The following is a 20,035-nucleotide window of genomic DNA, read 5'->3' as shown; positions in this document are numbered from 1 at the left end:
CCATTCATTACGGCACGTCCGGTGGATGTACTGACTTTACAGAATCAGGAGTTGTGTTTATGAAAAAAATCATTTTAACCGGTGACCGCCCGACCGGCCACCTTCATCTGGGGCATTATGTAGGTTCCCTTCGTGAAAGAGTGGAACTCCAGAATTCCAATACTTTTGATGAAATCTATATAGAAATCGCCGATGCCCAGGCATTGACAGACAATGCGGACAATCCGGAAAAGGTCAGAAAGAATGTACTCCAGGTAGCCCTTGACTATCTTTCCGTAGGCATTGACCCATCCAGGGCCTGCATTTTCATCCAGTCTGCCATTCCGGCTATTGCGGAACTGACCGTTTATTATCTGAACCTGGTTACCGTGGCAAGGCTGGAAAGAAATCCTACGGTCAAGGCAGAAATCCAGCAGAAACATTTTGAAGCCAGCATTCCGGCAGGTTTCATGTGCTACCCGGTCAGCCAGGCTGCCGATATTACTGCATTCATGGCCACTACTGTTCCGGTAGGGGAAGACCAGGAACCGATGCTGGAACAGACAAGGGAAATTGTCCGTAAATTCAACGATATCTATGGTGAAACCCTGGTGGAACCATCCATTTACCTGACCACCAATAAAGCGGGACTCCGCCTGCCGGGAATCGACGGCAAGGCCAAGATGAGCAAGTCCCTGGGAAATGGCATTTATCTTTGCGATACACCGGAAGATGTGGAAAAGAAGATCATGTCCATGTATACGGACCCGACCCATTTAAGAAGAGACGATCCCGGTCATCTGGAAGGGAATACAGTATTTACCTATCTCGATGCCTTCTGCAGGCCCGAATATTTCCCTGAATTCCTGCCGGAATATGCAAATCTGGACGAACTGAAAGCTCACTATACCAAAGGCGGTCTGGGAGACGTCAAAGTCAAACGGTTCCTGAATAAGGTCATGCAGGCTGAGCTGGAACCCATCCGTGCCCGCCGCCATGAATGGGATCAGCATCTGGATGATGTCATGGATATCCTTAAGGACGGTACCGCCAAAGCCAATGCCAAAGCCAATGAAACGCTGCACAGTGTAAAGAAAGCCATGAGAATCAATTATTTCGAAGATGGCAATCTTCTGAAATAACTTAAAAGCAAAAGCCATGAAGGATGCCCTTCATGGCTTTTATGATGCGATTGATTGAATCTTATTTCTTTTCTGAAAGGTTCAGGGAACGGACCTGCTTCCTGAGCGGAAGGATAGAATAGGGGGCTGCGGAGAATTCATCGACGCCCATGCGGAGAAATGTCTCGGTCATGGAAAGATCTGAACCCAGTTCCCCGCAGATACCGGCCCAGATGCCTTCCTTATGGGCATTTTCCACCGTCATCCGGATCAGCTTCATCACGGCCGGATGATAGGGGTTGAAGAATTCAGAAAGTATGCGGCTTGTCCGGTCTACTACAAGAGTATACTGGGAAAGGTCATTGGTGCCGATGGAGAAGAAGTCCACCTCCTTTGCCAGTTTGTCACTGATGAGGGCAGCTGCCGGGGTTTCAATCATGATGCCCACTTCCATATGATGATCGTAGGCGATTCCTTTTTTATCAAGTTCCATTTTCACTTCATTGAGGATTTCTTTTGCCTTCCATACCTCCCAGACCGAAGTGATGAGGGGGAACATGACAGCGGCCCTGCCATAGGCGCTGGCACGGAGAATGGCACGAAGCTGGGTCTTGAAAATATCCGGATGCTTCAGGCAGATGCGGATGGCCCGAAGCCCCAGGGCCGGGTTTTCTTCTTCTGGCAGATGAAAAGCGGAAACCTCTTTGTCAGCGCCAATATCGAGGGTTCGGATGATGACCCGTTTGCCCGCCATGGTTTCCAGGGCAAGTTTGTAAATATTGAACTGCTCTTCTTCGTCAGGAAGGGACTCTCTTCCCATATAGATAAATTCACTTCTGAAAAGACCGATGCCTTCTGCATCATTTTTGAGAACTGCAGCCAGATCAGAGGCAGAAGAAACATTGGCAGCGATTTCCACCTTTTTGCCATCCTTCGTCACGCTTGGCAGGCCTTTCAGCTGCTGCAGAAGTTCTTTAAGACGGATACTCTGGTCCCGCTTCCCTTTCATTACGGAAAGAATTCCTTCCGTTGGCTCCAGATAGGCAGTACCGGTAAAACCGTCAATAACGGCCGTTTTACCATCGTAGGAATCATCGATATCTATTCCTGTGGATACAATGGCAGGAACTCCCAGGGCCCTGGCCAGAATTGCGGTATGGGAGGCAGGGGTGCCTTCTTTTGTGATAAAGCCAAGAATCTTACCGGTATCCATCTGGATGGTTTCATTCGGGGTCAGATCATCGGCATAGAGAATGCAGGGCTCATCGCCGGCAAGGAGAGCCTTTTTCTGGCAAAGCGTGCGTAAAAGAATGCGGGCGATTTCCCGGATATCGGAAATATGGGATACCATGTAAGCATCAGTATCTGTGCCATAAACCTCGGAAAAATTCTTTTCAGCCTGTGCTACGGCAGCTTCTGCATTGATGCTCTGATTCCTGATCATGGCACGAACGGAATCGATAAATTCAGAGGAAGTCAGCATCTGCTGGTAAATTTTGAAAATAGCCGCGTTGTCAAGGCCTACCCGTGAGACCGCTTCCTGATAGAATTCCTTCATCCTGGCAGCCGCTGCATTTCTGGCGGAGTCGAAACGGGCAACTTCTGTTTCCGGCCGCTCCACTTTTTTCTCTTTGACGTCAAATCCTTTCCTTCTGAAAATGCGGAGCGGTCCAATTGTGACCAGTCCGGCAATACTTTTGCCTGTGATTTTTTCCATGTATGTCAAATCCTTTCATTTTGAAGGCGAATCGTTCGGGATTCGGGGAAGGGGTCAATTTTCAATTCCTTTCCTTCCCATAATTCCTTTATCGTAATAATGTCTGATTTTTTTCATCTCCGTAATGAGATCAGCAGCATCAAGAACTGCTTCCGGGGCATTTCGGCCGGTAAAGACGAGTTCCACATTTTCTTTCCGGGCGGAAAGAATCCGCTTCGTATCCTCATCGGTGGCCAGCTCATACCAGCATGCCATATTATATTCATCAAGGATGACCACATCATAGGAACCGGAGACGGCTTTCACGGCATCATCGATACCTTTCAGCACCATGTTTCTATAGTCCTTCGGAGGATGACCGGCAGGGTACACGACCAGTTTATCTCCCCAGGCCTTGATCTCCTCATCGGTCAACATACCTTCTTTAGCAATAAAATAGGGCTTCCCAAGAGTAATCAGTGTGATACCGGGAAGATTCTTCAGTATCTGTTGTTCGGAATAGGCAAGAGACTTCATGAACTGGATAATGCATACCTTTTTCCCTGCGCCGATAGCACGGATAGCAAGACCGATGGCAGCTGTGGTTTTCCCTTTCCCGTCACCTGTATAAACTTCAATAAATCCTTTCATTTTGAGCTCCCGTCAGAAAGAAAATAATTTTAACCGCTTGAAAATTATATGATTAAAAGGCATTAAACTCAGCAATATCTATAATTCATTTTTATAGCTGCTCATATATTATACAATATTCAGAAATATAGAGAAAGTGATAAATAGTCCGCCTGCTCAAAACAGGAAAATCTGTCTTGGGGCATCATAGCAGAGGATCGTAAATTTTCTGTTAAAAAAAGAGTCCCGAATATTTCAATTCAAGACTCTTTCACAGACAACGGTTATTGAAGAAACCATGTTTCTTATACATTTTACGGATGATACATCCTGCTATAAGCAGGAAAAGAAGTACAATGAAACGTATGCCATGTTCCGAGAAATAAATCAGGTCGTGTCCCAGCCATACTTCTACGATAACGGAAGGAATTTTACCGATTAATGTGGCTTTCAGATGTTCCCGGCTTGTGAGCTTTGTGAGGACGGCAAGGGCGGTAAAAAGAATATTGGGAGAATAGGGGATGGCTCTGGCCATGGCCATATGCTTCACGCAGCTGTATTTATCCAGCTTGGTAAGCATATGTTTCTTTTCTATCAGCCCGCGAGCCTCTTTCCTGAAGAAAATACGGCCGATATGGAAGCTGATTTCAATGCCCGCGACTTCACCGACCCAGGAAATAAGAATCCCCGGCAGCAGCCCGAAAAGGGCTCCGTTCACCGTGAGAAAGGGAATGGTGGGAATGCCAAAGACATTGCAGAAAACAAGCAGCCCGATACTTACCAGGAAGGCACCATATCCGAAGGAAGAAATGTAATCTCCCAGACCATCTACGTCTCCGGCCATAGTCAGATGAAGAATCTGATGATAAAATTCCGGATAAAACGTACGGACGGCATAAAAGGATATGATGGCAGCAACAACAAGGATCAGGAAACCGATCACCTTTTTATATTTGTCAATCATATTTTTATCCTTTTGGCCACGCAAAAGAAGCCGTAACGGTTATCGCAGGCCCATGGGAACCGGTCTGCATAATTGAACGCACAAAGAAATAATCGTCAGCAGCAAAGTAAATGTCTGTCATCAACACGTAAAGTTCTTGAAAATTCACTTTTTCCAACCTATTATAATACAAACGAGGGGCATTTGCCAACATGCATAGTACACTATGTGCGAAGAATATTCCGATATTTTCTGACTTTTCTGCGATTCATTCCCATCCGTGCTGTATGATTTTAAACAAAGAACACTCATGCCTTTAGAAAATGACGAAGGACAGGAAAGACGAAGGACAGGAAAGACGAAGGACAGGAAAGACGAAGGACAGAAAATTTTATTTCCTGTAAGATGGAAATAAAAATGGTCCTTGCTTTTATGGATAAATCCTGCTATTATAACTTCATATACATAGAGGCAAAGATGGGAAGAAGCTGCGGATTTATTTTCAGAGAGCTGCCGGCAGGTGAGAGGCGGTAATGAAGAAACAGCGGGTCACCCCTGAGCCGGCAGTAAGCCCGTGGCGCACGTTATACGCAAATGAGAGATCATTTATGATTATTTAGGTGGTACCGCGGAAGCACTCTTTCGTCCTATAGGGATGAAGGAGATTTTTTATTTTAGGAGTGAAAAATATGGCAGACTTTGAAGATCTTGGAAAATATGATCCCGCCGCAATTGAACAGAAATGGTACAAATTCTGGGAGGACAATGACGTATTTCATGATGAACCGGAGCCGGAGAAAGAACCGTACAGCATCGTTCTTCCTCCGCCAAACGTAACCGGACAGCTGCACATGGGCCATGCCCTGGACAATACACTTCAGGATATCCTGATCCGTTACAAGAGGATGCAGGGCTATAACGTGCTCTGGCTCCCGGGCAAAGACCATGCCGGCATCGCCACCCAGGTCAAGGTAGAAAAGCAGATTGCCGAAGAAGGACTCAACAAATATGACCTTGGTCGTGAAAAATTTCTGGACCGCGTGTGGCAGTGGAAAGAAAAATACGGAAACCGTATCGGCCTCCAGATTCGCAGACTTGGTTCTTCCTGCGACTGGAAGAGAGAACGGTTTACCATGGACGATGTCTGTGCCCGGGCTGTCCGGGAAGTCTTCGTTTCCCTCTATGAAAAAGGACTGATTTATCAGGGATTCCGTATCACCAACTGGTGCCCCCGCTGCCAGACCGCCCTTTCTGATATTGAAGTCGAACACGAAGATGAAGTGGGACATCTCTGGTATTTCAACTATCCTATTGCTGGTGAAGACGGTTATGTCCAGATTGCCACCACCCGTCCGGAAACCATCCCCGGCGATACCGCCGTGGCTGTCAATCCAAATGATGAGCGATACACGAAACTCGTGGGCAAGATGGTGAAGCTCCCCACCACGGACCGGGAAATCCCAATTATTGCCGATGATTATGTAGATATGGCCTATGGTACCGGCTGTGTAAAAATTACCCCGGCCCATGACCCCAACGACTTTGAAGTGGGCCAGCGCCATAATCTGGAAACCATCGTTATCATGAATAAAGACGGTACCATGAATGAAAAAGCAGGAAAATACAATGGCATGGACCGTTATGAATGCAGAAAGGCCATTATTGAAGATTTCAAAAATGCCGGCCTTCTCGTAAAAATTGAAGAAACAAAGCATGCCGTAGGTCACTGCTCCCGCTGCAAGACCGTTGTTGAACCGATGACCACAAAGCAGTGGTTCGTCAAGATGAAACCTCTCGCCGGCCCGGCTATGGATGCCGTTACTTCCGGAAAAACCAAATTCGTGCCGGAAAGATTCTCCCGTACCTATATCCAGTGGCTGGAAAACATCCATGACTGGTGTATTTCCCGTCAGCTCTGGTGGGGTCATCGTATCCCGGTATGGTACTGCGATGACTGCGGCGAAACCAGTGCATCCCGCACAGATTTGACAGTCTGCCCGAAGTGCGGCTCTTCCCATATCCATCAGGATCCCGATGTTCTCGATACCTGGTTCTCCTCTGCTCTCTGGCCATTCTCCACCATGGGATGGCCTGACAAGACCCCGGTTTTGAACCAGTGGTATCCGACCTCCACCATGGTCACCGGCTATGATATCATTTTCTTCTGGGTTGCCCGCATGATGTTCATGTCCATGGAATTCATGCATGAAATCCCGTTCAAATACGTTTTCATTCATGGCCTTGTCCGCGATTCCCAGGGGAGAAAGATGAGTAAATCCCTTGGAAACGGTATCGATCCGCTGGAAGTCATTGACAAGTATGGCGCTGATGCCCTCCGCTTTACCCTGGTTACGGGCAATACCCCGGGTAATGATATGCGCTTCTACTATGAAAAGGTAGAAGGCAATAGAAACTTTGCCAATAAACTGTGGAATGCCACCAAGTTCACCCTTATGAACCTGGAAGACTATGATAAGGATTTCATACCGTCCAAAGACCAGTTCACTCTGGCGGACAAATGGATCCTTGACCGTCTGGCTGCTACAGAAGATTATGTCAGCACCAACCTGGATAAATACGAACTTGGCGAAGCGGCCGATTCCATTTATAACTTTGCCTGGAACTATTTCTGCGACTGGTATATCGAAACCTCCAAGCCCCGTCTTTATGGCGAACATAACACGGACCGCAAAGTCAATCAGTATGTCCTCGTCTATACCCTGACCCGCATGCTGGCACTTCTCCATCCGTTTATGCCGTTCATTACCGAACACCTCTGGCAGCACCTGCCCCATGAAGGAAAGATCCTGGCCCGGGCTCCCTGGCCGACTGCCGATGAAAACCTTCGTTTCCCTGAAGAAGCTGAGCAGTTTGAAAGAATCATGGATTCCATCAAAGCTGTTCGAAATATGCGGGCTGAAGCCAATGTGGCCCCGAACAAGATGTGCCATATCCAGCTTTCCATCTTGAGAGACGACCTGAAAGACTGCGTCACCTCCCATGAAGATTACTTTGAAAAACTGGGCCATGTGGAAAAGATTACTCTTCTGGCAGCAGGAGCACCGAAACCGGAAAATGCACTGACCACAGTGGTTACCGGTATGGAAGTTTATCTGGAACTGAAGGGCCTGATTGATATAACAAAAGAAAAGGAACGTATCGAAAAGAGCAAGGCGGCTCTGGAAAAGGAAATCGCCCGTACCTCCGGAAAACTGAAAAATAAAGGCTTCCTCGCCAAAGCGCCGGCACCAGTGGTTGAAAAAGAAAAAACGAAACTGGCTGAATTCGAGGAAAAGATGAAATCCCTCAATGAACGTCTCGATTTCCTGAACCAGCTCTAATTTATCTGAGAAAATCAGAAAGATGACTCCCTCGCCATGTTTTCATGGCAGGGAGGACTTCTTATGTAAAGGAGAAAATATGAATTATGAAGAATCCGCAGCCTGGCTGGAACAGGCTGCATCCTTCGGCATCAAACCGGGTCTTGAACGCATAAAGGCCATGCTTGAAAAACTTGACCATCCGGAACTGGCTTATAAAGTCATTCATGTTACCGGAACAAACGGCAAGGGCAGTGTCGTAGCCATGATTACAAGTGTACTTGAAAATGCGACTCTCCGTATCGGCCGTTATGTTTCCCCTCATCTCATCAACTACACGGAACGGATCTATGTGGGAGGCCATGATATTTCCCGCGAAGATTTTGCAAAGGCAGCTTCTGTAGTCCGTGAAGCGTCAGAAAAAGTGGTGTCAGATGGAGTAGAAGCGCCGACAGAATTTGAACTTCTCACGGCAATGGCTTTCTGGTATTTCAAAGAACAGAAAGTGGACTATGCAGTCATGGAAGTGGGCATGGGCGGTCTTTATGATTCCACCAATGTCATTCTGCCGGTAGTTTCCGTCATTACCAATGTGGCTATGGACCATATGAAATATCTGGGAAATACGCTGCAGGAAATTGCTCACCAGAAAGCTGGAATTATCAAGGAAGGCATTCCTGTAGTCACCGCGGCCCAGCATGTGGCTTTGAAGCAGCTGAAAAAAGAAGCCCATGAAAAGAAATCCCGCATCTATTTCTATGGCAGGGATTTTGAAATCTCTGCCCGTCAGAGATGGCAGAATGGACAGGTCATGACCCTGAAACGCAAAGATTTGCCTAAGGAACTGGAAGACAGCCTTCTTTATGTTCCTTTTGTGGGCGCCCATCAGGCAGTCAATGCGGCAGTGGCGACCATGGCACTTTCCATCATCATGAAACAGGACCAGCGAATCAATGAAAATGATCTTCGCGAAGGCCTGGCCCGGACAAACTGGCAGGGACGTTTTGAAATCCATACGATCCATGATGTGACATATGTCCTTGATGGAGCTCATAATCCTGCTGGTGCTGAAGCTCTCCAGGAAGCGTTGCAGGAACAGTATCCGAAGAATCGCCGACTTCTTGTATTTACATCTCTGGCCGACAAGGATACGGAAACAGTCATCCAGATGCTTGTCCGCAAGGACGATATCGTATTTGCCTGCGAAGCTCCGACACCGCGTACCAGGAAGACAAAGGAAATCGGAGATATGATTGAAGCCCAGCATATTAAGGCTGAGTTCCATGAAGAACCATCCGTCAGGGAAGCTTTGGAAGCAGCTGCGAAAACAGCTAAAAAAGAGGATATTGTCCTTGTCTGCGGTTCTCTCTATATTCTTGGAGAGGCCATCCGTTTCATTGAAGAAAAAGAAATGGCGGCAAAACAGCAGGAAACGGAAAGTACGAAGGCTGAAGAAACGAAACAGGATAAATAATGAAAAAACAGGATCTGCAAAGGGTCCTGTTTTTTTTCATTGTTTTTATCTATGAGAAAGTTTCATTAAAATATGATATAAAGTTCTAATTGCTCTTTTCGATGGAGTATTGCCATGTTATAATAAGCTTGAACAGAGTATGTGTGCCCTGCAAATCTGAAAGTATAAGATACCGGGGCACTTGAACTGATTTCAGCATTTCAACAGGAGGCTTTCTTATGATTACGGAACATGAAATATTTCTTACCGATCCATCGGAAAAAGCAAAAATTATTGAATTCCTGAAAGAATTTGATTTAACCTTTACCGGCAATATCGATTACACCATGGGGCTTTTTGATGACGGGCAGCTGATTGGCACCGGATCGCTTGGCGGCCGCGTCATGAGGGATATCGCAATTCGTAAAGATTATCAGAAGAAGGGACTCACCCGCAGGATTATCCGAAATCTGCAGGGGGAATCCAATCGCCGGGGGATTACGGGCAACCAGATTTTCACGAAACCAAAGAATGTGCCGGTTTTCGAGCATATGGGCTTTAAATGTGTGGCAGTTGCCGAACCTTATGCGGCTCTTCTGGAACGGGGTACGGATACGCTGGAAGATTATCTTTCCAGGGTGCGTTCCATTCTGGGGACAGGAGAAGGCAAAAACCGCGGGGCCATCGTGATGAACTGCAACCCATTTACACTGGGGCACAGAAGCCTTGTAGAATATGCCCATAACAACTGCGATGAAGTTATCATCTTTGCCGTCCAGGAAGATCGTTCCATTTTTCCGTTCTCTGACCGGTTCTCCCTGATTAAACAGGGGGTTCGGGATATGAAAGGGGTAGAAGTCATCAGCGGCGGCGATTTCATTATTTCCAATGCCACCTTCCCAACCTATTTCATCAAAGGTACCGATGAACTGGCTGCCCAGACAAAGCTGGATGCCACCGTTTTTGCCACCCGTATTGCTCCGGCCCTCAATATCACGGTTCGCTTCGTAGGGGAGGAACCGACCGATAAGACCACCCTGGCCTACAATAATGCCATGAGAGAAGTATTTGCCGAAAATGGTATTGAACTGAAAGAAATACCGAGGGAGCAGAAAGGAAACCAGATCGTTTCCGCATCCTCCGTCCGCAAAGCTCTGGCGGAAGATGACTGGGAAACGGTTTACCGTATGGTGCCAAAGACAACGCTGATTTACCTGAAGAGCGAAGCCGGACAGGCCGTGATCCGCAAAATCAAGATGACCGAAGCTTTCAAGGAAATGGAAGCAAAACTGAAGGCTGAAAAAGCAGCTCAGAAATAAAAAATCAAATGAAAAAAGAGGCAGGAATTTTAGAATCCTGTCTCTTTTTTATTTGTATTATTTCAGCCCCAGTTCATCTTTATGAGCTGTCATGCCATCAATACATGCCTGCATCACGATTCCCTGGTCCAGACCGAGCATGGCAAATCCCTGCTTAATGACGTCCCTGTTGCAGCCTGCCGCAAAACGCTTGTCCTTGAATTTTTTCTTCAGACCTTTCAGTTCCATGCCCGTAATGCCTTCCGGACGCATGAGAGCATAGGCCATGACTACCCCGGTCAGTTCATCTACGGTGAAAAGGCTTTTTTCGATATCCGTAGTCGGTTCTACTTCATCGGTGCAGAGTCCCCAGCCGTGGGAAATAATGGTTTTGATATCTTCTTCGTCCACGCCTTCCGGTGCCAGAAATTCACGGACGTGATGGCAGTGTTCATTGGGAAATTTTTCGTAATCCACGTCATGGAGATAACCGATGGCTTCCCAGTGGTCTTTGTCGGCTCCAAAATGTTCAGCCATGGCTCCCATGGCTGCGCTGACGGCAATGGCGTGGGTAAATAAATGATCTTCTGTCGTGAATTTGGGCAGAATTTCTTTTGCTTTGGCAAGAGTTAGCTGACTCATACAATTCCTCCTTATTTGATGATTGTTTTTAGAATAGGCCATAAAAAAATCGTTGTCAATATGGCAGGTCAAAAAATGGATAAGCGCGAGGCCTTTTTGAGATGAAAATTCATTTTTAAATGGAGCCATGATAAAATAAAAATAGAAATCAATATAAAAGGAGGGATATCATGAGCCCTATGGAAAAACTGGTTCAAATGCTGAAAGGGCATAGCCGCATCGTATTCTTTGGAGGCGCCGGGGTCTCCACGGAATCCAATATTCCTGATTTTCGTGGAAAAAACGGATTGTATCGCCAGAAGAACAACCTGCCCTGGACGCCGGAGGAAATGCTTTCTCACCATTTTTACGAAGAACATCCAAATGAATTTTTTACCATGTTCCGCACCATGAATGAGGGAATGATGCAGGCAAAGCCAAACCGGGCCCACTATGCCCTGGCTAAACTGGAAGAGATAGGGAAACTCCGGGGCGTAGTGACTCAGAATATTGACGGCCTTCACCAGAAAGCGGGCAGCAGAAATGTGATGGAGCTTCATGGTTCCATTTTGAGAAATACCTGTCAGTGCTGCGGGAAATCATATAATCTTTACGAATTCATGAATCTTCCCGGACCGGTTCCGCATTGCCCTTCCTGTGGCGGCATTGTCAAACCGGATGTAGTGCTTTATGAAGAATCCCTGGATACGAATACCATTGAGGATGCCCTTTTTGAAATAGAGCATGCGGATATGCTGATTATCGGCGGCACAAGTCTTGTAGTTTATCCGGCGGCAGGATTTATCAGCTACTTTGGCGGGGATGCCCTTGTCATGATCAATCAGGACCCGACGCCCCGGGATAAAGACTGCAGCCTTGTATTCCATGACAGCGTAGGAAAAGTGCTGGGGGATGCTGTGGAAGCTCTTGGCTGAGGGATTTTCCAGAGAACTGGCGGGTATCCTTTAGAATTCGATATTGACAGTTTCCGTCTGACTCATCTATAATAATGAATAAGCATTGCAGGTCTGTGGCTGAAAGTCGATGGTAGTCGCAGCCAAAGCGATCCACGTAACGCAGAAAAAATTTCTGCTGAGCATGGTGCGGTTTAGAAGTAAGTCCTGCCGGGAAAACCGAGAGGGTGAGTAGTGAGAGGAAGACACCGGGTAGCGAAAGCTCCAGCAGGCGGGTGTGGGGTCAAAAGCCAGGTCAGCTGCTGTGCTTACCATAACAGGCGATGAACAAAAGAAGTACCGGGAGTAATCCTTCAGAGAGGACATGGATGGTGGAAATGTCCGTTGACCTTTCGGGAAATGCCTTTGTGAGCTGAAAAGGGGAAATGAAAGTATCCTTTTCCGTAAGTTTGCGATAAAAACATGGAGCGGCTTATGCCGACAGAGTGGATAACGGGCCACCGTCTCTGTGAGGCGGCGGCTTTTTCTATGGGTATTATCGGTTCCTGTTCATCATGATTCTGGCAGCAGGCCAGATGGTTTACATAATCACTCAGTAATTGGGGGAATAGAAATGGAAGAAATTAAAGTTTACAACACACTGACAAAGGAAAAAGAAGTATTCAAGCCCGTGACGCCGGGAGAAGCTAAAATTTACGTCTGCGGCGTAACGCCTTATAATCATCCGCATATCGGCAACGCCCGCCCGGCCGTGACCTGGGACGTCATCCGCCGGTATCTGGAATATATCGGTTATAAAGTGACTTTTGTACAGAACTTTACCGATGTGGATGACAAGATCATTAATAAGGCCAATGCGGAAGGCTCTGACTGGAAAACGATTTCCGACCGCTATATCGATGCTTATTTCAAGGTCATGGATGCCCTTCATGTACGCCGGGCCAATGTATATCCCCGCGTTTCCGAACACATGAAGGATATCATCCATATGGTCGAAACCCTGATCGAAAAGGGTCATGCCTATGTCCTTGGCGGCGATGTGTATTACGATATTTCCACTTTTGAACATTACGGGCAGCTCTCGGGCAGGAAAATCGAAGATATGCTGGCAGGTGCCCGCATCGAAGTGAATGATGAAAAGAAAAATCCGGGGGACTTTGCCCTCTGGAAGGCGGCAAAACCGGGTGAACCATTCTGGGAAAGCCCCTGGGGTAAAGGCCGTCCGGGCTGGCATATTGAGTGCTCTGCCATGTCCATTCACTATCTTGGAAAGAATTTTGATTTCCACGGCGGCGGATCCGACCTGATTTTCCCGCATCATGAAAATGAGATTGCCCAGTCTGAAGGCTGCACCGGCTGCCATTTCGTGGACTACTGGCTCCACAATGGCTTCATTACCATCAATTCCGAAAAAATGAGCAAGTCCCTGAATAATTTCTTCCTTGCCAAAGATGTGCTTGAGAAATATTCCGGTGATGCGCTCCGTTATTTCCTGCTGTCTACCCATTACAGGAGCCCGCTTGACTTCTCTGATGACCGTCTGGAAGAAGCAGAAAAGAATATGGATAAGCTGAAAGACGTCATTGCCAGGGTCAAGGAACTTTCCGCTAAAGAAGGAAATGAAATCACGGAAGCTTCCGGGGCACTTGTTAAATCAGCCGAAGAGGATATGAAAGTCTTCCACGAGGCCATGGATGATGATTTCAATACAGGCCTTGCGACGGGCGCCATGTTTGATCTGGCAAAGGCGATTAACGTTTATTACAATGAAGTTCATAACGGGGCCGGTTTTGACAAGGCATCCTTTGAAAAGGCGGGAAAGGCATTCAAGACCATCCTGGATATTCTCGGCATCCTTGAAAAGGAATGGAAGAAGCGGGATGCTTACGATGATAAAGACTACAATGACCTGATGAGCGTGATTCTGGAAGTCCGCCAGTCTGCAAGGAAAGCAAAACAGTACAAACTGGCTGATGAGATTCGCGATAAACTGGGTGAAATTGGTATCATCATTGAAGATACGCCAACAGGGGCAAGGTGGAAAAAGCGTGGAGTTTAAAAGAGTCCTCTTTCTGAAGAAGCAGATGGCCCATAAAATCGGAAAAGATTCTCCTGTACTGAGTGAACAGGAAGTCTTTGCCATGGATGCCCTGACACTGGCCTATATGGGAGATGTATGCTGGTCTTTCTTTATCAGGAAAGTGCTTATCGACACGGGCATTTATAATGTGCAGATATTAAACAGTCTTGCTTCCGAAATGGTTTCTGCCCGCTGGCAGAGCCGTATCCTTTTTGAAATCATGGAGCTTTTGAATGAGCGGGAGCTCAAGGTCTGCAAGAGGGCAAGAAATACGAATTCCCATGTACCGAAAAGCGCAACTGTGGAAGAATACCGGGAATCCACGGCTTTTGAGGCTCTCCTCGGTTATCTGAAACTATCGGGAAATGAAGAGAGACTGGATTTCCTGATGGAAAGAAGTTTGAAATATCTGGCAGGGGAAATGAGTCATGAGAACTGATAAGGAGAGACTATCCGGAAAAGTCCTGCAGGAAAGCGAGAAACGGCGGGAAAAACCGCAGAGGAAGAACCGCCGGATTTCCCATGCCGCCGCACCGGCCCAGCCTTTGTGGATCTGCGGGCGCAACAGTGTTGCCGAATTTTTGACAAGCGGTGCCATTCAGAAACTGTTCGTGAAGGCCGGCAAAAAAGATGACCGCCTTATTTCCATCATCAGTCGGGCAGAAAAATCTCATGTGCCCATGGTAGAAGTGGAAGAGGAAAAGCTGGATCAGTTGTCAGGAGGTGTCATTCATCAGGGCATCGGGGCCCTTTTGAAACCTTATGAATTTGCTGACCTGGATCAAGTACTTTCCGACTGGGAAGGAAAGTCGCCTATTCTCGTGCTTCTTGATGGGCTGGAAGATGTCCGCAATTTGGGAGCTATTGTCCGCACTGCCGAGTGTGCAGGAGCAGCGGCAGTACTTCTGCCGAAACATAAAAGTCCTCCGGTAACGGCAGCCGCCATGAAGACTGCGGCCGGCGCTTTTGCTTATCTTCCTGTCTGTCAGACCGGGAATATCAGGCAGACCCTGGAATATCTGAAATCGAAAGGGTTCTGGGTGGTTGGCGCAGATATGGACGGGGAAAGTCTTTATTTCGATGCCAATCTGAAAGGACCTATCGTCATTGTCATGGGAGCCGAAGGGAAGGGCGTAGGTCAGCTCACTCGAAAGATGTGTGATTTCTGTGTACGAATTCCTATGAGCGGTAAGGTTTCCTCCCTGAATGTCTCTGTAGCAGCAGCACTTCTCATTTATGAAGCAGTAAGGCAAAGGAGCTCTTTATGAGAGATTTATACCTGGTTGACGGATATAATGTCATATTCTGGATGCCAGATGTCTTTGACCGGGATGATTTGGAATCAAGCCGCAAGAAACTCATCGACCTGATGCAGGATTACGGCGCTCATAACAATATTGAGGTCATCGTCGTTTTCGATGGTCAGGGACAGTCTATCAAGGCCAGAAAAGAAACCATCACGAAATCATTTTCCGTTGTATTTACGCCAAGCCGCATGACGGCGGACAGCTATATTGAAAAGGAATCATATGTCAGGAGGGATGAATACCGCCATATTTTCGTGGTAACTTCTGACGGAGCAGAGCAGAGCCAGGTCCTTGGTAATGGCGCGTATCGGGTGGCGGTAGCCGATCTTTTCAGGGCCATGAATGAGGATAAGAAGGCGCAGAATACGTTCATCAGCCACAATAACAGGGCCAATCTTCGAAGTGAAATCGGCATGGCCATTCCCTCCTCCGTGCAGGAAAAACTGAATAAACTAAGGACGGGAAAATAAGGGAAATCAGGAATGCTCTTACGGATGGCAGAAAGATTGAATTTCCCTGTTGACTGAATTCACCGGGTAGTATAAAATAAAGCTTGATTATTGGCTTGATTAAATCGTGGCAGCTGTACGATACAGTCTCATACGGCTTTAGAGGAGGATTTAGAGTGAAGTACGTTTTGATTGGATTAACACTGATTGTTTCCCTGTTCCTGATCGTTGTTGTTGTTGCCCAGGAATCGAAACAGGCAGGTATGGGAACCGCTATCGGGGGCGGCACGGAAAATGGAAATAACGGTCAGACTCGCGGCAAGGACGCAGTTCTCTCCAAGTTTACCATGGTATCCGGCGTCATTTTTGCCGTACTCTGTCTTGTGCTGGGAAGATATATGAATACTTTCTGACCAAGAAGGAAAGAGGCTTGCTAAAAGCAGGCCTTTTTTTAATTTATACTTGCACCATGTTTTTATTTCATGTACAGTTAAAGAAGAACAGTTTATTTTCATCCTGAATAAGAAATTGATTGAAATAGAGGAGCAGTAAATGGAGAAGAAAGAACTTTTACCCTATAAGCCGGGCGTGATTCTTCAGGGAACTTATAAATCCTATGGATCCCGGTTCGGCTTCCTTTTGACCGATGAGGATCATGAGGATGTGTATATTGCAGATAGAGATCATCTGAACGCGGTTAATAATGATATTGTAGAAGTAAAGACAATTGCCGGGGAAACCGGCAGGCATAATACGGAGGGCCGGATTCTCCGGGTTGTGGAAAGAGCAAATGATTCTTTCGTATGCACCTACGAGATGGTGGAAGGCGGAGGAGAAGCTGTTCCGATCGATGAAAAAGTGAATATGGTCATCGTCATTCCTGAAGGACAGGAAATGGGAGCTACCACCGGGGCCAGGGTCATGGTGGAAGTCACCCGCTGGCCCGGGGAATGGACGGATGCGGAAGGCCGGGTAACCGAAATTATCGGCTATAAAGGAGATAAAGGAATCGATATCGATATCATCATCGCACAGCACCGGCTGCGTCATCAGTTTTCTGATGAACTGATGAAGGAAGCCGACAGCCTGCCCCGTGCAATCATGCCTGAAGAAGGAGTAAAAGATTTCAGGGATGTGCCTATTGTCACTATCGATGGCCCTGACTCCAAAGATCTTGACGATGCGGTCTATTGTAAAAAGAAAGAAAACGGGCATTTCGAGCTCGGAGTTCATATTGCTGATGTATCCAGATATGTGAAGAAGGGAACTCTTCTTGATGACGAGGCCTATGCCAGAGGGACCAGTGTCTATCTCGCAGATCGTGTCATCCCCATGCTTCCTTTCCAGCTCTCCAATGACCTCTGCAGCCTGAATCATGATGAGGACCGATATGCCATGTCCTGCATCATGGATGTATCCCCGGATGGGGAAGTAAAGACAGAACTCATTACACCTTCCCTTGTACGTGTCGCCAGACGGTGTAATTATCCTGAAATCAATAAAGCATTCACGGAAGGTGTGGCACCGGACGATTTGAAAGTTCACCTTCCCATGCTCCTGGATCTAAAGGAATGTGCCGATGCTCTCCGAAATAACAGGACTCGCCGGGGCGCTCTTGATTTTGATTTTCCTGAATACAAAATCGTTCTTGATGAAGAGGGGACCCCTCTCCGTATTGTGAAAATCATACGCGGCGATTCGGAAAAAATGATCGAAGATGCCATGATTGCTGCCAACGAGGCGGTAGCACGGTTTCTGGAAAGCACCGGGCATACTTCCGTATTCCGTGTCCATGACCATCCGGATCCGGAAAAGCTGGCATCCCTGAAGAGGCTTGCCGCCATCATGGGTCTTCCTATCCATATCCCGGAAGATCCGGAACCCGCAGATATCCAGAAACTTCTGGAATCTGCGAAAGGGAAAGACTTTGAAGCAGTCATTCAGGTCATGACGCTCCGGTCCCTTCCCCAGGCCTGCTACAGCACTGATAATAATGGACATTTCGGCATTGCCAGCACCTGCTATACCCATTTCACATCCCCCATCCGCCGCTATCCGGACCTCATGGTACACCGGCTGATTCGCCAGGCCCTTTGTGATGAAATGACAAAAGCAGACAGGAAGAAACAGACGGAATTCCTTCTCCGCGCCGTGGAACACTGCTCGGAAATGGAGCAGAATGCCACAGAAACGGAAAGAGATGTGGATGACCTGAAGATGACGGAATACATGGTGCCTTTTGTTGGGGAACCGTTTGATGCACGCATCACGGGAGTCACAAGGTTTGGCATATTTGTGGGTCTTGATAATGGAGTGGAAGGTCTTGTCCATGTGGATTCCATGGATGATGATGAATATATTTACCAGGAAGATACCATGACCATGAAAGGCCGATTCTCCGGTACCACCTATGCCATGGGTATGCCGGTCAGGGTCACCCTCGTCAAGGCGGACAAGGAAAGAAGAGAAGTGGATTTCATCCTTGGGGAAATTCATTCACCACTGAATCTGGAAAAGAAGACCCGTTCTTCTTCCAAATCTCATTCGAAAAAGAAAAATAAAAAAGGAAAATCCAAACGGAAGGGAAAGAGATAATTCCCCGGCAGAGGAGGTTTTCATGGCTAAAGAAAAATCGGCGCCCCCGGTATCCGTGAACCGGCAGGCCCGTCATAATTATTTCATACACGATACTTACGAATGCGGCATCGCCCTGACCGGTACGGAAGTGAAATCCATCCGTGCAGGTAAGGTGAACCTTCGGGACAGCTTCGCCAAAATTGAAAGAGGAGAAGCGTATCTATGGAATGCCCATATCAGTCCTTATGAACAGGGAAATATTTTCAATCATGATCCCCTGCGGACAAGGAAACTTCTTCTCCATAAGAAGGAAATCATGAAAATAGAGGGCCAGTTGAAAACGAAAGGCTATACGCTGGTTCCGCTGAAAATGTATTTCCATCATGGAAAAGTCAAGCTTGAAATCGGTCTTGCCACCGGCAAGAAACTGTATGACAAACGGCAGGATATGGCTGAAAAAGCAGCCAAAAGAGATCTGGACAGGCGTATCAAAGAGCAAAGACTGGGTTAATGAAAAAAGGGCAGGAAATCTGCCCTTTTTCGTCGCTTTTTCTTTTTTCCCTTTATAGTCGATCCGATTGCTGGTATAATGATAGAAATATGTGTTTTAGCAAGGAGAAAGAAATGGATAGATCAAAGAAACCTTTTCACAAGGACAACAGGAAACCGTTTCATAAAGACAGAAAGGGAGGCTCCCGTCCTTTTATAAAGAGAAAACTCGAACCGGGTGTTGAATTTGTAGATAGAGAACTGGGCGTCGGTATCGTGCGCAGCGTGACCGAAGACGGCATCACCGTGGCTTTTGGGGACGTAGAAAAAGTCATTCCCCGTAAAAAACGGGATTTTCATGATAAACCGGCAAATAGAACTCCGGCTGCTGCGAAACCTATGGAAAAGAAAGTATTCACCTTTGATGTACAGCCCGGAGATATCCCTCAAAAGAAGGAAACATTCGAAAAAAGCGGCAAAAGGGAAGTTACTGTCGGCCTTGAAGTCAATGATGAGGTACTGGGAAAGGGACTTGTCAGCCGCATTACGGAACGGGGCGTCTATGTTACTTACGAAAAGACCGGCGAAAATGTTCTTTATCCCCTTGGTCTTCCTTCAAAACTTATGAAGAGCGCCTTCCCTGAAGCGAAGAAGGCAAAAAAAGAAACCCAGCCCAAAGGCAGGGGCCGCCTTTACCGGGTTCCGGAACAGAAGAAACCGGAAGAAGCACCGAAAGTGGTTCCTCATAAGGCCAAAGAGACTCATCGCGGAAATACCCATTATATCGATCTCGGGATCGGTACCATGGTCCTTTCCCCGCTTTATGGAGAAGGCGTTATTACAGAAATTGCGGAAGGCCATATGAAAGTTCAGTTTTTAAACAAGACCGCCGACTACACCTACCCTGAAGCATTTGCGAATGGGGACATTGAAGTGGTAGAACAGGAATAAAAACTATAATCATGCGCAAAAAAACAGCTGCCAGAGCAGCTGTTTTTTTAGTGTGCCGGGCATGGTACGATTCTAGCTGGTGAAAGTCCAGTTACAGGTATTTGTCGCCGAGTGTAGCGGAGCGCAAGCTGTAAACAGTAATGTTTGCAGTGAAGGAAGCGCATAGCGAAACTGCGAGCCTACGAACAGAAACCGGATATAAGGCCG

General features: G+C 47.1%; 17 protein-coding genes. 13 read left to right on the top strand and 4 right to left on the bottom strand.

Annotated elements, in window-relative coordinates:
• Positions 1–59 precede the first annotated feature (59 nt).
• Positions 60–1,121, top strand: a complete 1,062-nt coding sequence (gene trpS, locus VZT47_RS02860) for a tryptophan--tRNA ligase (RefSeq protein ID WP_330223475.1) — start codon at positions 60–62, stop codon at positions 1,119–1,121.
• Positions 1,122–1,182: 61 nt separating this feature from the next.
• On the opposite strand, the gene ptsP is transcribed toward trpS, so the two are convergent.
• The 3 genes from ptsP to VZT47_RS02845 all read right to left on the bottom strand — a co-directional run bounded on the left by ptsP (position 1,183) and on the right by VZT47_RS02845 (position 4,390).
• Positions 1,183–2,817: a phosphoenolpyruvate--protein phosphotransferase gene (gene ptsP, locus VZT47_RS02855; RefSeq protein ID WP_330223474.1), complete on the bottom strand. Its 1,635-nt coding sequence runs from the start codon at positions 2,815–2,817 to the stop codon at positions 1,183–1,185.
• A 54-nt stretch (positions 2,818–2,871) separates the two neighbouring features.
• Positions 2,872–3,447, bottom strand: a complete 576-nt coding sequence (locus VZT47_RS02850) for a cob(I)yrinic acid a,c-diamide adenosyltransferase (RefSeq protein WP_330223473.1) — start codon at positions 3,445–3,447, stop codon at positions 2,872–2,874.
• 250 nt (positions 3,448–3,697) lie between these two features.
• Entirely contained in the window at positions 3,698–4,390 is a 693-nt protein-coding gene (locus tag VZT47_RS02845) for a TVP38/TMEM64 family protein (RefSeq protein WP_330223472.1), read from the bottom strand.
• A 668-nt stretch (positions 4,391–5,058) separates the two neighbouring features.
• Here VZT47_RS02845 and VZT47_RS02840 point away from each other — a divergent pair.
• From VZT47_RS02840 to citC, 3 genes are all read left to right on the top strand, one after another.
• The gene (locus tag VZT47_RS02840; protein WP_330223471.1) at positions 5,059–7,710 is read left to right on the top strand and encodes a valine--tRNA ligase; all 2,652 of its coding nucleotides are present in this window, start codon (positions 5,059–5,061) and stop codon (positions 7,708–7,710) included.
• A gap of 79 nt (positions 7,711–7,789) precedes the next feature.
• The gene (locus VZT47_RS02835; protein WP_330223470.1) at positions 7,790–9,163 is read left to right on the top strand and encodes a bifunctional folylpolyglutamate synthase/dihydrofolate synthase; all 1,374 of its coding nucleotides are present in this window, start codon (positions 7,790–7,792) and stop codon (positions 9,161–9,163) included.
• A 218-nt stretch (positions 9,164–9,381) separates the two neighbouring features.
• Entirely contained in the window at positions 9,382–10,461 is a 1,080-nt protein-coding gene (citC, locus tag VZT47_RS02830) for a [citrate (pro-3S)-lyase] ligase (protein WP_330223469.1), read from the top strand.
• Between the two features lie 57 nt (positions 10,462–10,518).
• Here citC and VZT47_RS02825 read toward each other — a convergent pair whose 3' ends face one another.
• Positions 10,519–11,082: an HDIG domain-containing metalloprotein gene (locus VZT47_RS02825; RefSeq protein WP_330223468.1), complete on the bottom strand. Its 564-nt coding sequence runs from the start codon at positions 11,080–11,082 to the stop codon at positions 10,519–10,521.
• A 170-nt stretch (positions 11,083–11,252) separates the two neighbouring features.
• On the opposite strand from VZT47_RS02825, the gene VZT47_RS02820 reads away from it, so the two are divergent.
• From VZT47_RS02820 to VZT47_RS02780, 9 genes are all read left to right on the top strand, one after another.
• Entirely contained in the window at positions 11,253–11,996 is a 744-nt protein-coding gene (locus VZT47_RS02820) for an NAD-dependent protein deacylase (protein WP_330223467.1), read from the top strand.
• A gap of 592 nt (positions 11,997–12,588) precedes the next feature.
• Positions 12,589–14,034 (top strand): cysteine--tRNA ligase, encoded by a 1,446-nt coding sequence (gene cysS / locus VZT47_RS02815; RefSeq protein WP_330223466.1) that lies wholly within the window; start codon positions 12,589–12,591, stop codon positions 14,032–14,034.
• Complete coding sequence (locus tag VZT47_RS02810) at positions 14,024–14,494, top strand: Mini-ribonuclease 3 (RefSeq protein WP_330223465.1); 471 nt, start codon at positions 14,024–14,026, stop codon at positions 14,492–14,494. Before cysS ends, VZT47_RS02810 begins: the two co-directional genes overlap by 11 nt.
• Positions 14,484–15,323 (top strand): 23S rRNA (guanosine(2251)-2'-O)-methyltransferase RlmB, encoded by an 840-nt coding sequence (gene rlmB, locus VZT47_RS02805; protein WP_330223464.1) that lies wholly within the window; start codon positions 14,484–14,486, stop codon positions 15,321–15,323. Before VZT47_RS02810 ends, rlmB begins: the two co-directional genes overlap by 11 nt.
• Positions 15,320–15,832, top strand: coding sequence for an NYN domain-containing protein (locus VZT47_RS02800; RefSeq protein ID WP_330223463.1), 513 nt, complete (start codon positions 15,320–15,322; stop codon positions 15,830–15,832). Before rlmB ends, VZT47_RS02800 begins: the two co-directional genes overlap by 4 nt.
• 155 nt (positions 15,833–15,987) lie before the next feature.
• Complete coding sequence (gene secG / locus VZT47_RS02795) at positions 15,988–16,224, top strand: preprotein translocase subunit SecG (protein ID WP_296953525.1); 237 nt, start codon at positions 15,988–15,990, stop codon at positions 16,222–16,224.
• A gap of 139 nt (positions 16,225–16,363) precedes the next feature.
• On the top strand, positions 16,364–18,406 hold the full coding sequence (gene rnr, locus VZT47_RS02790; RefSeq protein WP_330223462.1) for a ribonuclease R: 2,043 nt from the start codon (positions 16,364–16,366) through the stop codon (positions 18,404–18,406).
• Between the two features lie 22 nt (positions 18,407–18,428).
• The gene (gene smpB / locus VZT47_RS02785) at positions 18,429–18,899 is read left to right on the top strand and encodes an SsrA-binding protein SmpB (protein ID WP_330223461.1); all 471 of its coding nucleotides are present in this window, start codon (positions 18,429–18,431) and stop codon (positions 18,897–18,899) included.
• A gap of 113 nt (positions 18,900–19,012) precedes the next feature.
• Positions 19,013–19,828, top strand: a complete 816-nt coding sequence (locus VZT47_RS02780; RefSeq protein ID WP_330223460.1) for a hypothetical protein — start codon at positions 19,013–19,015, stop codon at positions 19,826–19,828.
• The last annotated feature ends 207 nt before the right edge of the window (positions 19,829–20,035 follow it).

Source organism: Dialister sp. (assembly GCF_036343215.1).
In the GTDB taxonomy this organism is placed as follows: domain Bacteria; phylum Bacillota; class Negativicutes; order Veillonellales; family Dialisteraceae; genus Dialister.
This window is presented reverse-complemented; position numbering and strand designations above follow the sequence as displayed.

Excerpts from the sequence above, each read along its gene's own strand:
- rlmB (WP_330223464.1), top strand. The coding sequence starts at position 14,484 with ATGAGAACTGATAAGGAGAGACTATCCGGAAAAGTCCTGCAGGAAAGC.
- ptsP (WP_330223474.1), bottom strand. The coding sequence starts at position 2,817 with ATGGAAAAAATCACAGGCAAAAGTATTGCCGGACTGGTCACAATTGGA.
- VZT47_RS02825 (WP_330223468.1), bottom strand. The coding sequence starts at position 11,082 with ATGAGTCAGCTAACTCTTGCCAAAGCAAAAGAAATTCTGCCCAAATTC.
- VZT47_RS02850 (WP_330223473.1), bottom strand. The coding sequence starts at position 3,447 with ATGAAAGGATTTATTGAAGTTTATACAGGTGACGGGAAAGGGAAAACC.
- VZT47_RS02820 (WP_330223467.1), top strand. The coding sequence starts at position 11,253 with ATGAGCCCTATGGAAAAACTGGTTCAAATGCTGAAAGGGCATAGCCGC.
- cysS (WP_330223466.1), top strand. The coding sequence starts at position 12,589 with ATGGAAGAAATTAAAGTTTACAACACACTGACAAAGGAAAAAGAAGTA.
- VZT47_RS02800 (WP_330223463.1), top strand. The coding sequence starts at position 15,320 with ATGAGAGATTTATACCTGGTTGACGGATATAATGTCATATTCTGGATG.
- smpB (WP_330223461.1), top strand. The coding sequence starts at position 18,429 with ATGGCTAAAGAAAAATCGGCGCCCCCGGTATCCGTGAACCGGCAGGCC.
- VZT47_RS02840 (WP_330223471.1), top strand. The coding sequence starts at position 5,059 with ATGGCAGACTTTGAAGATCTTGGAAAATATGATCCCGCCGCAATTGAA.
- rnr (WP_330223462.1), top strand. The coding sequence starts at position 16,364 with ATGGAGAAGAAAGAACTTTTACCCTATAAGCCGGGCGTGATTCTTCAG.
- trpS (WP_330223475.1), top strand. The coding sequence starts at position 60 with ATGAAAAAAATCATTTTAACCGGTGACCGCCCGACCGGCCACCTTCAT.
- VZT47_RS02835 (WP_330223470.1), top strand. The coding sequence starts at position 7,790 with ATGAATTATGAAGAATCCGCAGCCTGGCTGGAACAGGCTGCATCCTTC.
- VZT47_RS02780 (WP_330223460.1), top strand. The coding sequence starts at position 19,013 with ATGGATAGATCAAAGAAACCTTTTCACAAGGACAACAGGAAACCGTTT.
- citC (WP_330223469.1), top strand. The coding sequence starts at position 9,382 with ATGATTACGGAACATGAAATATTTCTTACCGATCCATCGGAAAAAGCA.
- VZT47_RS02845 (WP_330223472.1), bottom strand. The coding sequence starts at position 4,390 with ATGATTGACAAATATAAAAAGGTGATCGGTTTCCTGATCCTTGTTGTT.